Raw genomic sequence first — 14028 nt, forward strand, 5'->3', positions numbered from 1 at the left:
CCCGTACCGCCGTCGCTGCCGACGCGGCGGCGGGGACCCTGGTCGAGCCCGGGCCGGCGCCCCAGCGCCGCGCAGGCGCCCCCTCAGCGCCGCGCCGGTACGCCCGTCAGCGCCGTCACCACGGGATCCAGCGCCGTGTTGATCTCCTCGCCGATCGAGCGGAAGAACGTGATCGGGGCGCCGTACGGGTCGTTCACCTCGTCCGCCTCCACCGACGGCGCCAGAAGCCACCCGCGTAGAGCCGCCGCCGCGCGCACCAGCGCACGCGCGCGCTCCACCACGCCCTCGCCCAGGGGGTCGGGCAGCGTCGCGGGGTCTATCGCCCGCACCAGGCGGGTGAACTCCTTCAGGGTGAAGGTGCGCAGACCCGCCGAGTGGCCCATCGAGATGACCTGGGCCCGGTGGTCACGGGTCGCCGTCAGGACGAGGTCCGCGCGGATGACGTGCTCGTCGAGGAGCTCACGGCCGACGAAGCCGCTGGCGTCCGCGCCGAAGTCGGCGAGGACCAGTTCCGCGTTGGCCTCCATGGGGGCACCCTCGTGGCCCCACGTACCCGCGCTCTCCACGATCAGGCCGCCGCCCCCGGGATCGCCCAGGCGGTCGCTCAGGGCATGGCGGGTCAGCCGCTCGGTGATGGGCGAGCGGCAGACATTGCCGGTGCTGACGTGGAGAATGCGGAAGGAATTGCTCTCGTGCCCCGCTATGCCACGCCCCTCAGGGGCGGTCAACTGGCCACCTCGAGGTCGGGTACGACCTTCCGGAGCTCCTCCGGCGACAGCGCTCCCTGACGCAGCAGCACGGGCACCGTGCCCGTGACGTCCACGATCGACGAGGGGACGATCCCCGGCGTCGGGCCGCCGTCGAGGTACACCGACACCGAGTCGCCGAGCATCTCCTGCGCCGCGTCGCAGTCCTCGGGGGACGGGTGCCCGGTGAGGTTCGCCGACGACACGGCCATCGGGCCGACCTCGGTCAGCAGCTCGATCGCGACCGGGTGCAGCGGCATCCGGATCGCGACGGTGCCCCGGGTGTCCCCCAGGTCCCACTGCAGCGACGGCTGGTGACGCGCGACCAGCGTCAGCGCGCCCGGCCAGAACGCGTCGACGAGCTCCCACGCCTGCTCGGAGAAGTCCGTGACGAGCCCGTGCAGCGTGTTCGGGGAGCCGATCAGGACGGGGGTGGGCATGTTGCGCCCCCGGCCCTTCGCCGCCAGCAGGTCCGCGACCGCCTCCGAGCTGAAGGCGTCCGCGCCGATCCCGTACACGGTGTCCGTGGGCAGCACGACCAGCTCGCCACGGCGAACGGCGGACGCGGCCTCACGCAGACCGGTCACGCGGTCGGTCGCCTCGTTGCAGTCGTATCGCCGAGCCATTTAGCGGGCCTCCCTATTCGTGGTCACTCGCGTCGCCACGGGCCTCGTCAGGGGGGAGGTCATGGCATCGCCTTGCGGGCCGTCGCGAAGCGCGGCCGGTTGTTCAGGTCCGGGTGGTCGGCGGCATCCGCCCAGCCGGCCTCCTCGTTGAAGATCCACGGGACCTGGCCGCCCTGGGTGTCCGCGTGCTCGATCACCACGAGGCCGCCCGGCCGCAGCAGGCGGTGCGCGGTGCGCTCGATCCCCCGGATCGTGTCGAGGCCGTCCTCGCCGGAGAAGAGCGCCATCTGCGGATCGTGGTCACGCGCCTCGGGCGCCACGTACTCCCACTCGGTGAGCGGGATGTACGGCGGGTTGGAGATGACCAGGTCGACCTGGCCGTCGAGCTCCGGCAGCGCGCTCAGCGCGTCGCCCTGGTGGACCGTGACGCGCGAGCCCTCGGCGTTCTTGCGGGTCCACACCAGCGCGTCGTCGGAGAGCTCCACGGCGTGCACGCGCGAGCGCGGCACCTCCTGCGCCATGGCGAGCGCGATGGCGCCCGAACCGGTGCACAGGTCGACGATCAGCGGCTCGACGACGTCCATCGCCCGTACGGCGTCTATCGCCCAGCCGACGACCGACTCGGTCTCCGGCCGGGGCACGAAGACGCCGGGCCCGACCTGGAGCTCCAGATAGCGGAAGAACGCCCGGCCGGTGATGTGCTGGAGCGGCTCGCGGGCCTCGCGGCGGGCCACCGTCTCCCAGTAGCGGGCGTCGAAGTCCGCGTCCTTGACGTTGTGCAGCTCCCCCCGCTTGACGCCGTGCACGAACGCGGCGAGCTCCTCCGCGTCGAAACGCGGTGAGGGAACGCCGGCGTCGGCCAGCCGCTGGGTGGCCTGGGCCACCTCGGCAAGCAGCAGGTTCACGCTGGTCCTCCGTGGTACGGGGTGGGGCTTACGAGTCGCGTGCTCAGGCCGCGGCGGCGAGCTTGGCTGCCGAGTCCGCGTCGACGCAGGCCTGGATCATGGCGTCCAGGTCGCCGTCGAGCACCTGGTCCAAGTTGTACGCCTTGAAGCCGACACGGTGGTCCGAGATCCGGTTTTCCGGGTAGTTGTACGTCCGGATCTTCTCGGACCGGTCGACGGTACGAACCTGACTGCGACGGGCGTCGGCGGCCTCCGCCTCGGCCTTCTCCTGGGCCGCGGCGAGCAGCCTGGACCGGAGGATACGCATGGCCTGCTCCTTGTTCTGGAGCTGGCTCTTCTCGTTCTGGCAGGAGGCGACGATACCGGTCGGCAGGTGCGTGATACGGACCGCGGAGTCGGTGGTGTTGACGGACTGCCCGCCGGGGCCGGACGAGCGGTAGACGTCGATGCGCAGGTCGTTGGCGTGGATCTCGACGTCGATCTCCTCGGCCTCGGGGGTCACGAGGACACCGGCCGCGGAGGTGTGGATCCGGCCCTGGGACTCGGTGGCGGGCACGCGCTGCACGCGGTGCACCCCGCCCTCGTACTTCAGCCGGGCCCAGACGCCCTGTCCGGGCTCGGTCGCGCCGTTGCCGCCCTTGGTCTTCACCGCGACCTGGACGTCCTTGTAGCCGCCCAGCTCGGACTCGGTGGAGTCGATGATCTCGGTCTTCCAGCCGACGCGCTCGGCGTAGCGCAGATACATCCGCAGCAGGTCGCCGGCGAACAGCGCGGACTCGTCGCCGCCCGCTCCGGCCTTGATCTCCAGGATGACGTCCTTGTCGTCGCTGGGGTCGCGCGGAACCAGGAGCAGCCGGAGCTTGTCGGTCAGCTCCTCGCGCTGCTTCTCCAGCTCCTTCACCTCGGCGGCGAAGTCGGGGTCGTCGGCGACGAACTCCTTGGCCGTCTCGATGTCCTCCGCCGTCTGCTTCCACGCCTTGTACGTGCCGATGATCGGGGTCAGCTCCGCGTAACGCTTGTTGAGCTTGCGCGCGTTCGCCTGGTCGGAGTGGACCGAAGGGTCGGCGAGCTTCTTCTCGAGGTCGGCGTGCTCGCCGACCAGTTCCTCGACCGCTTCGAACATCGGGTGCTCCTGGTGGATTCGTGAAGGGCTGCTGCGTGAAGGACTGCGGGGACGGCAAAGCGCCGGTCCGGTCCCCCCTGCGGGAGCGACCAAGGACCGGCGCAGTGACGTGCTACTTCTTGGCCGCAGCCTTGCCGAAGCGGGCCTCGAAGCGGGCCACGCGGCCGCCGGTGTCGAGGATCTTCTGCTTGCCCGTGTAGAACGGGTGGCACTCGGAGCAGACCTCGGCGCGGATGGCGCCTTCGGTGAGGGTGCTACGGGTGGTGAACGACGCGCCACAGGTGCAGCTGACCTGGGTCTCGACGTACTCGGGGTGAATCTCGCGCTTCAAGGTGTCTCCTAGTTTCGGGAGGGCACCGGGTCGCCGTGCGGGCTGCACATGCGTGAACCGGGGCCGACGTACCAGTCTGCCAGGACCGGCCGTATCTCCCAAAACCGGGTCCAGGGTGAAACTATTCCGGCGCCGCCACGGACCTTCGCCGGGGCTGCTTCACCAGTCCCTCGGCCTGTCCGGTGGCCGCGTCCTTCGTGGCGGAGGCCGGGATGGGCCGGTCGCTCAGGAGGGCCTGCCAGACCTGCCGGGACTGGGCTCGGAGCGGTACGACCCGGTTCGGGTCGGCCGGGTCGTACCGTACCGGCATCGTGATCATGTCGACGTCCTCGGCGCCGAGCCCGGCGAGGCCCTTGGCGAAGCTCATCAGCTCGTTGACGGAGTCGAGCTCCGAGTCGGGCGTGATGGCCTTGGTGGCGGTGTCGGCGAGGCCGAGGAGCTTCTTCGGGTTGCTGAAGACGCCGACGTCCTTGACCTGGTCGATGAAGGCCTTGATGAACGCCTGCTGCAGCTGGATGCGGCCGAGGTCGCTGCCGTCGCCGACGCTCTTGCGGGTGCGGACCAGGCCGAGGGACTGCTCACCGTCGAGGGTGTGGGTGCCCGGTGCGAGGTCGAGGTGGCTCTTGGGGTCCTTGATCGCCTCGGTGGTGGTGATCCCCACCCCGCCCAGTTCGTCGATCAGCTTCTTGAAGCCGGTGAAGTCGACCTCGATGTAGTGGTCCATACGGATCCCGGACATCGACTCGACCGTCTTCACGGCGCAGGCCGGGCCGCCGGCCTCGTACGCGGTGTTGAACATCGCCCGCTGCTGCGCGGCGACGGTGGTGCCGTTCCCGTCGGTGCAGGCCGGGCGGTCGACGAGGGTGTCGCGCGGGATGGAGACGACGGCGGCCTTCTGGTGGCCCTGGTAGACGTGGACGACCATCGCGGTGTCGGAGCGGGCACCGCCCTCGTCCACGCCGTACGCGGCGTTGGCGCCGGATCGGGAGTCGGAGCCGAGGACGAGGATGTCCATCGAGCCGTTGTCGAGGTTCTTGGGCCGGTCGGTGCCGAGCCGGGCGTTGATGTCGACGCCCTGCAGGTTGCCGTTGAGCTTGAAGTAGACGTAACCGAGTCCGGAGCCGCCGGCCAGCACGAGCACGGCCGTGCTCCAGGCGGCGACGGTCAGCGCGCGGCGGCCCTTGGCGGGCTGCTTGCGGCGGCGGCCGCTCGGGCGTCCCACCACGCCCCCTGGGCGCGGGGCGCGTATTCGGCCGCTCTGGCTCTGCTCGGTCATCGGCTACCTCGGGTCCTCGGTTCACCTTCTGTGACGGCGAAACACCCGAAAGGGTTGCATAGGAGCCTGTGAGGTTTCGATGAGCGACGGTCCGCAACGCACCGCGCCCACCGTGCGAGGCACGGTGGGCGCGACGTTCGACCAGGTCACGGCGGGGTGACGGCCCGAGGGCCGGCGTCCCGTCTGTGACGGAGATCTCGGGTCAGTCGTTGTTGTTGCTGACGCCGGGGGTCGTCTTCTGGATCTGCAGCAGGAACTCGCCGTTCGACTTCGTCTGCTTCATCTTGTCGAGCAGCAGCTCGATCGCCTGCTGCTGGTCGAGCGCGTGCAGCACGCGACGCAGCTTCCAGGTGACGGCGAGCTCGTCGCTGCCGAGCAGGATCTCTTCCTTACGGGTGCCGGACGCGTCGACGTCCACCGCCGGGAAGATGCGCTTGTCGGCGAGCTTCCGGTCGAGCTTGAGCTCCATGTTTCCGGTGCCCTTGAACTCCTCGAAGATCACCTCGTCCATACGCGAGCCGGTGTCGACCAGCGCGGTGGCCAGGATGGTCAGCGAGCCGCCGTCCTCGATGTTCCGCGCGGCACCGAAGAAGCGCTTCGGCGGGTAGAGCGCGGTCGAGTCGACACCACCGGACAGGATGCGGCCGGAGGCCGGCGCCGCGAGGTTGTACGCGCGGCCCAGGCGGGTGATCGAGTCGAGCAGGACGACCACGTCGTGACCCAGCTCCACGAGACGCTTGGCGCGCTCGATGGCCAGCTCGGCGACGGTGGTGTGGTCCTCGGCCGGACGGTCGAAGGTCGAGGAGATGACCTCGCCCTTGACCGACCGCTGCATGTCGGTGACCTCTTCCGGACGCTCGTCGACCAGGACGACCATCAGGTGGCACTCGGGGTTGTTGTGGGTGATCGCGTTGGCGACCGCCTGCATGATCATGGTCTTGCCGGTCTTCGGCGGGGCCACGATCAGGCCTCGCTGGCCCTTGCCGATCGGCGACACGAGGTCGATGATCCGCGTGGTCAGCACGCCCGGGTCGGTCTCCAGACGGAGCCGGTCCTGCGGGTAGAGCGGGGTCAGCTTGTTGAACTCCGGGCGGCCACGGCCGGAGTCGGCCGCCATGCCGTTCGACGAGTCGAGGCGGACCAGCGCGTTGAACTTCTCGCGACGCTCGCCCTCCTTCGGCTGACGCACGGCGCCGGTGACGTGGTCACCCTTGCGCAGACCGTTCTTGCGGACCTGGGCGAGGGAGACGTACACGTCGTTCGGGCCGGGCAGGTAGCCGGAGGTCCGGATGAACGCGTAGTTGTCGAGGATGTCGAGGATGCCCGCGACCGGGATCAGGACGTCGTCCTCGGAGACCTGCGGCTCGGCGGCCGTGAACTCGTCGCGCCCACGACGGCCACGGCGGTCGCGGTAGCGGCCACGACGGCCACGGCGGCCGCCCTCGTCGTCGAAGTCGTCCTGCGGGCCGGTGTTCTGCGGCTGGCCGCCCTGACGCTGCTGGCGCTGGCCGCCCTGGCCACCACCCTGCTGGTCGTCGCCCTTGCCGCGGTCGCGCTGACGGTCACCGCGGTCGCGCTGACGGTCGCCGCGGTCACGCTGACGGTCGCCCCGCTCACCGCGGTCACGACGGCCACGGCCCTCGGCGGTGTCGACGGCGGACTCGGCCCTGGCCTCGCCGGAACCGTCGGGGCGGGCGTCGGTGCGGGTCTCGACCTTGGCCTCGGTCTTCACGGCCTGGGCGGACTCGGCCTTGGCCTCGCCCTCCGGGCTGCCGGCCGGGGCGGTGGCGCGGCGACGGCGACGCTCGCCGACCGGCTGGTCGTCTCCCCCAGAGCCTGCGGCCTGGGAGATGCCGCCAGCCGGCTGACCGGGGATGTCGATCTGCTGCTGGGCGACGGCCTTCTCGGCCTTCTCCGCCTTGGGGGCGGCGGTCTCGGCCGCGGCCTCGTCCGTGCGGGCCTTGGAGGTGGCGCGGCGCTTCGGCTTGGTCTCGGCCGTGTCGGCGGCGGCCTTGGCGGGTGCGGCGGACGTGCCGCCACCCTGCGCCTCCTTGATGACCTCGATCAGCTGGCTCTTGCGCATCCGCGCGGTGCCCCTGATGCCGAGGCCGGACGCGACCTGCTGCAGCTCGGCCAGGACCATGCCCTCGAGGCCGGTGCCGGAGCGGCGGCGCCGTGCGGTGGTGCCAGTGGCAGCACCTGCGGCGGGCGCGGCGTTGTCGACACTGTTGTCGGCAGTCACGCCCATCAGATCGGTGGTGTCGCTCACGAAGGGTCCTTCCCTGGAGCGGACGTCGGCCATCTGGCTCGGCGACCGGTTGTGCTGTCCGACGACGGTCCTGCTTGTGGACCGGGTCGGGGCGGTGGTCCCGCCGGGTACGGCGGAAGAGAAAAAACGTGCTGTGGGTCCGGCCCGAGGCCCCCTGCTCGGCCCCCACCGGGAAAGAGCGAGGGGTGTCGTGCCGGTTCCGGAGCGTGCTCGAAACTGCTCAGGCAGGCTGCTCAGGCAGTTGGGGAGGCTCCCGGAAGAATGGGTGGTCCCTGATGGGGACACTCAGCACCGCGCCACAAAGACGTCGGGTGCAGACTTGAGGTTAACACTACCGGCTCCAACAAACATTCCCCCTCTCCCTCACCGGCAATCCCGTGTCCGGACGTGTCCGCGCACGCCCCTAGGGCGCGAGCGGCAGCACACTCGCTCCGGACACATCGAGGTCGAGCCGGTTCGCGGCCCATCCCTCGCCCGCCAGCCGGGCGACCTTGTCGGCCGTCCCGTGTTCGGCCAGCGCGAGCACCGTGGGGCCCGCGCCGGAGATGACCGCGGGGACTCCGTCCGCCCGCAGCCGGTTCACAAGGGCGATGCTCTCGGGCATCGCGGGAGCCCGGTACTCCTGGTGCAGCCGGTCCTCGGTGGCCGCGAGCAGCAGCTCGGGGCGGCGGGTCAGCGCCTCCACGAGGAGCGCGGCGCGACCGGCGTTGGCCGCGGCGTCGACGTGCGGGACGGTGCGCGGCAGCAGACCGCGGGCGGTCTCGGTCAGTACGGGCTTACCGGGGACGAAAACCACCGGAACGATGGAATCGGCGGGGTCCATCCTGATCGCCCGCGCGGCACCGGACTCGGTCCAGGCGAGCGTGAAGCCGCCGAGCAGACAGGCGGCGACGTTGTCGGGGTGGCCCTCGATCTCGGTGGCCAGCTCCAGGAGGGCGGCCTCGTCCAGACGGGCGTCGCCGCCTATCGTCACGGCGCGGGCGGCGACGATGCCGGCGCAGATGGCGGCGGAGGAGGAGCCGAGGCCACGGCCGTGGGGGATGCGGTTGGCGCAGACGACCTCGAGGCCGCGCGGCTGTCCGCCGAGCAGCTCGAAGGCCGTGCGCAGGGAACGTACGAGCAGGTGGCTCTCGTCGCGCGGGAGCGTGTCGGCACCCTCGCCGGCGATGTCGATGTGCAGCCCGGAGTCGGCGACCCGGACGACGACGTCGTCGTAGAGACCCAGCGACAGGCCGAAGGCATCGAAGCCCGGGCCGAGGTTGGCGCTGGTGGCGGGAACGCGCACCCGTACGGCGGCGGCGCGGAACGCGGGACCGGCCATCGCTCGATGACTCTCCTTGACTTGCGACTACGGGGTGGTGACTACGGGGTTCTCAAAAGAAGTACAGGGGGACCCGGGGGCCGCTTCTGCCTCGAAGGGCGACAACGGCGACGACACCGCGCATATGCAACGGGGCGGGTTAAGTACAGCCTATCGAAGGAAGGTTCTGTGGCGACATAGGGCGCACAGGAGGCGCACGATGCGTGTCGCGAGCCATCCTGTGCGCCTATGTACGTTCCTGATCGGGTTTGCCTCTCCGGGGATGCCCGGAGAGGCTCACCTCGTCGGGGTCTCGTCGAGGACCTACGCGAGACCGAGGCGCTCGGCGGCGGCAGCGGCGTCCACCGGGACGGTGACCGGCTGGGGCGCTCCGGCGACCGCCCAGTCGGGGTCCTTGAGGCCGTTGCCGGTGACGGTGCAGACGATCCGCTGGCCCGGGTCGACCTTGCCCTGCTCGGCGGCCTTCAGCAGACCGGCGACGGAGGCCGCGGAGGCGGGCTCGACGAAGACACCCTCCTGGGCCGCCAACAGGCGGTAGGCGCGCAGGATCTCACGGTCCGTCACCTCGTCGATGAAGCCGCCCGACTCGTCCCGCGCGGCGATCGCGTAGTCCCACGAGGCCGGGTTGCCGATACGGATCGCGGTGGCGATGGTCGACGGGTCCTTGACGACCTCGCCACGCACCAGCGGCGCCGAGCCGGAGGCCTGGAAGCCCCACATGCGCGGCCGGTGGGTGGACAGGCCGTCGACGGCGTACTCGCCGTACCCCTTCCAGTACGCCGTGATGTTGCCGGCGTTGCCGACGGGCAGCACATGGATGTCGGGCGCGTCGCCGAGCATGTCGACGATCTCGAACGCGGCGGTCTTCTGACCCTCGATACGGACCGGGTTCACCGAATTGACCAGCGCCACCGGGTAGTTCTCGGAGAGGGCGCGGGCCAGGGTGAGGCAGTCGTCGAAGTTGCCGTCGACCTGGAGGATCTTCGCGCCGTGCACGAGGGCCTGGCCCATCTTGCCGAGCGCGATCTTGCCCTGCGGCACGAGGACGGCACAGACCATCCCGGCGCGTACCGCGTAAGCGGCCGCGGACGCGGAGGTGTTGCCGGTGGAGGCGCAGATGACGGCCTGCGCGCCCTCCTCCTTGGCCTTGGTGATGGCCATGGTCATGCCGCGGTCCTTGAAGGAACCGGTGGGGTTGGCGCCCTCGACCTTGAGGTGCACCTCGCAGCCCGTGCGCTCGGAGAGGACCTGAGCGGGGACGAGCGGCGTACCGCCCTCACGGAGCGTGACGACGGGCGTCGTGTCCGTGACCGGAAGGCGGTCCCGGTACTCCTCGATGATGCCGCGCCACTGGTGGGTGCCCTTGCTGGTCATGGGTCCTTACTCCCCTTCAACACGCATGATGCTGGCGACACCGCGCACGGTGTCGAGCTTGCGCAGCGCCTCGACGGTCCCGGAGAGGGCGGCGTCGGGCGCGCGGTGGGTGACGACGACGAGGGAGGCCTCGCCGTCCTTGCCCTGCTGGCGCACCGTATCGATCGATACGCCGTGCTCGGCGAAGACCGTCGCGACCTGGGCGAGTACGCCAGGCTTGTCGGCCACGTCGAGGCTGATGTGGTACCGCGTCACCACGTCGCCCATGGGACTCACGGGCAGCTGGGTGTACACGGACTCACCGGGGCCGGTGGCCTCGTTGAGCTTGTTGCGGCACACGGCGACCAGGTCGCCGAGGACGGCCGAGGCGGTCGGAGAGCCGCCTGCGCCGGGGCCGTAGAACATGAGCTGCCCGGCGGCCTCCGCCTCGACGAAGACCGCGTTGTAGGCCTCGCGGACGGAGGCGAGCGGGTGGCTGAGCGGGATCATCGCGGGGTGCACGCGCGCGGTGACGGACTCGCCGTCCGCGGAGCGCTCGCAGATGGCGAGCAGCTTGATGGTGCAGCCCATGCGCTTGGCCGAGGCGAAGTCGGCGGCGGTGACCTCGGTCATGCCCTCGCGGTAGACGTCGTCGAGTCGCACGCGGGTGTGGAAGGCGATCCCGGCGAGGATGGCGGCCTTGGCGGCGGCGTCGAAGCCCTCGACGTCGGCGGTCGGGTCGGCCTCGGCGTACCCGAGGGCGGTGGCCTCGTCGAGCGCCTCGCTGTACCCCGCCCCCGACGTGTCCATCTTGTCGAGGATGAAGTTGGTGGTGCCGTTGACGATGCCCATCACACGGTTGATCTTGTCGCCGGCGAGGGACTCGCGCAGCGGCCGGATCAGCGGGATGGCCCCGGCGACCGCGGCCTCGTAGTAGAGGTCCTGGCCGTGCTGGTCGGCGGAGGCGTAGAGGCTCGTGCCGTCCTGGGCCAGCAGCGCCTTGTTGGCCGAGACGACGGAGGCGCCGTGCTCGAAGGCGGTGGTGATGAGGGTGCGGGCCGGCTCGACCCCGCCGATGACCTCGACGACGACGTCGATGTCGCCCCGTTTGACCAGGGCGGTGGCGTCGGTGGTGATCAGCTCCGCGGGGATGCCCTCGCGGACCTTGTCCGGGCGGCGGACCGCCACGCCGGCGAGCTCGACCGGGGCGCCGATGCGCGCGGCGAGGTCGTCGGCGTGCGTCGTCATGATGCGCGCCACCTCTGAGCCGACCACACCACAGCCCAGCAGCGCCACCTTCAGCGGACGCGTACGCATCATCCGACCTCGTTTCTCGTACTTCTTCGTATCTCTACGGTTGTCCAGTCTCACTCACCGGACGACGGTTTCTGTCCATCGTCCGGATCCTGAGACATCTATTTCATCACCCGACATCGAGACGCAGGAGATCTTCCTCCGTCTCACGCCGGACGATCACCCGCGCCTCACCGTCGCGGACGGCGACGACGGGCGGGCGAAGTGCGTGGTTGTAGTTGCTCGCCATCGAGCGGCAGTAGGCGCCGGTGGCGGGTACGGCGATGAGGTCACCGGGCGCCAGGTCGGCGGGGAGGAACGCGTCCTTGACGACGATGTCCCCGCTCTCGCAGTGCTTGCCCACGACGCGGGAGAGCATCGGCTCGGCCTCGGAGGTGCGGGAGACGAGGGCGACGCTGTACTCGGCGTCGTAGAGCGCGGTGCGGATGTTGTCCGACATGCCGCCGTCGACGCTGACGTACGTACGGAGCCCTTCGAGGTGCTTGACGGTGCCGACCTCGTACAGGGTGAAGGCGGTGGGCCCGACGATGGCGCGGCCCGGCTCCACGGAGATGCGCGGGGTGCTGAGCCCGGCGGCCTCGCACTCCCGCGTCACGATCTCGTTGAGCGCCTTGGCGATGTGGTGGGGCTCGCGGGGGTCGTCCTCGGAGGTGTACGCGATGCCGAGGCCGCCGCCGAGGTCGATCTCGGGCAGTTCGACGCCGTGTTCGTCGCGTACCTCGGCGAGGAGCTGGACGACGCGCCGGGCGGAGACCTCGAAGCCGGCCATGTCGAAGATCTGGGACCCGATGTGCGAGTGGATCCCGATCAGTTCGAGCCCGTCCAGCTTCAGCGCACGACGGACGGCTTCGGCGGCCTGCCCGCCGGCGAGGGCGATGCCGAACTTCTGATCCTCGTGGGCGGTGGCGATGAATTCATGGGTGTGCGCTTCCACACCCACCGTCACCCGGATCTGGACGCGCTGCCGCTTGCCGAGGGACTGGGCGATGTGCGCGACGCGCGCGATCTCCTGGAAGGAGTCGAGGACGATGCGCCCGACACCGACCTCCACCGCGCGCTGGATCTCCTGGGGGGACTTGTTGTTGCCGTGGAAGGCGATGCGCTCGGCCGGCATACCGGCGGAGAGCGCGGTGGCGAGCTCGCCCCCGGAGCACACGTCCAGGTTCAGCCCCTCCTCGTGGAGCCACCGGACGACGGCCCGGGAGAGGAACGCCTTGCCCGCGTAGAACACGTCCGCGTCCTGACCGAAGGCGTCGGACCAGGCGCGGCAGCGGGCGCGGAAGTCGGCTTCGTCGAGGAAGTAGGCGGGGGTGCCGAACTCGGCGGCGAGCCGCGTCACCGGGATGCCGCCGACGACGGCGGCCCCGTCCTCGTCACGGTGGACGGTCCGGGCCCAGACCTTGGGGTCGAGGTGATTGAGGTCGGTGGGCGGGGCGGAGTAGTGCCCCTCGGGAAGGACGTCGGCGTGGCGGGGCCCGGCGGGGTGGGCGGAACGGCTCATGTCTGCTCTTTCAGATCTGATCGGGGGCGCTGATGCCGAGCAGGGAGAGGCCACCGGCGAGCACCGTCCCGGCGGCTTCGGCGAGCGCGAGCCGGGACCGGTGGGCGGCCGAGGGTTTCTCGTCACCGAGGGGCAGGACGGTGTGCTGGAAGTCGAGCAGGGCGTCGGCGACGGCCTCGAGATGCCGGGCGACCCGGTCGGGGGCGCGGTGGCGGGCGGCGGAGGCGAGCACTGCGGGGTGATCGCCGAGGAGGCCGGCGAGGGTGTGGCCGTCCTCGATGTGTCGCTCGGCCGCGCTGTCGAACCCCAGCTGCTCGGCGTTACGAAGGAGGGCCCGGGTACGGGAGTGGGCGTACCGGACCCGGAAGAGGGGGTTGCCCTCGTGCTGGTGGAGAAGCTCGTCGCCGAGACGGGGGTGGTCGTGGGCGGCGGCGGAGAGAAGCCCCCAGCGGGCGGCGTCGGCCCCGAGACGCCGCGCCAGTTCACGCGCGGTGTACGGGGCGGGCTGGGGGGCGATGTCGGTGGGCAGGTGGCCGGGGCCGTGGCCGCCCGGGGCGTCGGGCCGCACCTCGGGCACTCCGAGGAGGGCCCAGTCGGGGTCGGCGGCGCCCGCGCAGCCGGTGCGGACGAGCCGGCCCTGGGAGACAAGGATCCGCCGCAGGGCGTCGGCGGTGACGGCGGCCCGCACGTCGGCGCGGTGGCGGGGCTCGGCACGCTCCCCGGTGGGCGCCTGCCACCCGTACGTCTGTCCGCTCCGCAGGATCACGCGGACGAGGCTCTGCTGGGCGTCGTCGCGGAGGGTGAAGTTGAGGAAGCCGGGCCCGGTGATGTCGACGGCGGCCAGCCCAGAACTCTGCCGGAGCCGCTCCCGGAGCACCTCGGCGACGTCCAGGGGCCTGCGCCCGACGAGGCGGGCGAGGGAGAGGGCGACACTGCTGGCGTAGTCCCCGCGCCCCCCGGGCCGGGGCCGCTCGACCTTGACGCTCTGGGGAACCCCCCCATCGGGAACCGTGAGCGCACCATCGTCGACCGCGCTGCGCACGGCGTGCAGCACGGTGAGGGAGAGGTCCGCGGGGGTCACGGGACAAGCGTATGGGAGAAGGGGGGGCGGTACGCGAACCGGTTTCGCGATGTGGGCGGTGGGGGGCGGGCGGGCGCGGGGCCGGGCAGGCGGCGGACGGGCTGGCAGGCGGGCGCGGGGCCGGGTCTCTAATACACATCTCCGAGCCAACGAGCCTAGGCCGAATCTGGTATGCGGTCTTC

Annotated in this window: 12 protein-coding genes; all 12 read right to left on the bottom strand. The window is 71.0% G+C overall.

The window, feature by feature from the left end:
- Positions 1 to 83: 83 nt before the first annotated feature.
- The 12 genes from J7E93_RS04420 to nrtL all read right to left on the bottom strand — a co-directional run bounded on the left by J7E93_RS04420 (position 84) and on the right by nrtL (position 13846).
- Positions 84 to 728, bottom strand: coding sequence for a protein-tyrosine-phosphatase (locus J7E93_RS04420; protein WP_215065909.1), 645 nt, complete (start codon positions 726 to 728; stop codon positions 84 to 86).
- Positions 725 to 1372 carry an L-threonylcarbamoyladenylate synthase gene (locus J7E93_RS04425; RefSeq protein WP_215065910.1) on the bottom strand — a complete coding sequence of 216 codons (648 nt, stop codon included), beginning with the start codon at positions 1370 to 1372 and terminating at the stop codon, positions 725 to 727. The genes J7E93_RS04420 and J7E93_RS04425 overlap by 4 nt, the downstream gene beginning before the upstream one ends.
- A 59-nt stretch (positions 1373 to 1431) precedes the next feature.
- Positions 1432 to 2277 (bottom strand): peptide chain release factor N(5)-glutamine methyltransferase, encoded by an 846-nt coding sequence (prmC, locus tag J7E93_RS04430; protein WP_215065911.1) that lies wholly within the window; start codon positions 2275 to 2277, stop codon positions 1432 to 1434.
- 43 nt (positions 2278 to 2320) lie between these two features.
- Positions 2321 to 3400, bottom strand: coding sequence for a peptide chain release factor 1 (gene prfA, locus J7E93_RS04435; RefSeq protein WP_215065912.1), 1080 nt, complete (start codon positions 3398 to 3400; stop codon positions 2321 to 2323).
- Between the two features lie 112 nt (positions 3401 to 3512).
- A complete protein-coding gene (gene rpmE, locus J7E93_RS04440) occupies positions 3513 to 3731 on the bottom strand; it encodes a 50S ribosomal protein L31 (RefSeq protein ID WP_215065913.1) in 219 nt (72 codons plus the stop codon).
- A 121-nt stretch (positions 3732 to 3852) separates the two neighbouring features.
- Positions 3853 to 5007, bottom strand: coding sequence for an LCP family protein (locus J7E93_RS04445; RefSeq protein WP_215065914.1), 1155 nt, complete (start codon positions 5005 to 5007; stop codon positions 3853 to 3855).
- A gap of 202 nt (positions 5008 to 5209) precedes the next feature.
- Positions 5210 to 7276: a transcription termination factor Rho gene (rho, locus tag J7E93_RS04450; protein WP_308367753.1), complete on the bottom strand. Its 2067-nt coding sequence runs from the start codon at positions 7274 to 7276 to the stop codon at positions 5210 to 5212.
- Between the two features lie 403 nt (positions 7277 to 7679).
- Positions 7680 to 8597 (bottom strand): homoserine kinase, encoded by a 918-nt coding sequence (gene thrB / locus J7E93_RS04455; protein ID WP_215065916.1) that lies wholly within the window; start codon positions 8595 to 8597, stop codon positions 7680 to 7682.
- 303 nt (positions 8598 to 8900) lie between these two features.
- Positions 8901 to 9971 carry a threonine synthase gene (thrC, locus tag J7E93_RS04460; RefSeq protein WP_215065917.1) on the bottom strand — a complete coding sequence of 357 codons (1071 nt, stop codon included), beginning with the start codon at positions 9969 to 9971 and terminating at the stop codon, positions 8901 to 8903.
- A 6-nt stretch (positions 9972 to 9977) separates the two neighbouring features.
- A complete protein-coding gene (locus J7E93_RS04465) occupies positions 9978 to 11270 on the bottom strand; it encodes a homoserine dehydrogenase (protein ID WP_215065918.1) in 1293 nt (430 codons plus the stop codon).
- 103 nt (positions 11271 to 11373) lie between these two features.
- Positions 11374 to 12765 carry a diaminopimelate decarboxylase gene (gene lysA, locus J7E93_RS04470; protein WP_215065919.1) on the bottom strand — a complete coding sequence of 464 codons (1392 nt, stop codon included), beginning with the start codon at positions 12763 to 12765 and terminating at the stop codon, positions 11374 to 11376.
- Positions 12766 to 12775: 10 nt separating this feature from the next.
- Complete coding sequence (nrtL, locus tag J7E93_RS04475; RefSeq protein ID WP_215065920.1) at positions 12776 to 13846, bottom strand: ArgS-related anticodon-binding protein NrtL; 1071 nt, start codon at positions 13844 to 13846, stop codon at positions 12776 to 12778.
- Between the last annotated feature and the right edge of the window lie 182 nt (positions 13847 to 14028).

Source organism: Streptomyces sp. ISL-36, from assembly GCF_018614205.1.
Classification (GTDB): domain Bacteria; phylum Actinomycetota; class Actinomycetes; order Streptomycetales; family Streptomycetaceae; genus Streptomyces.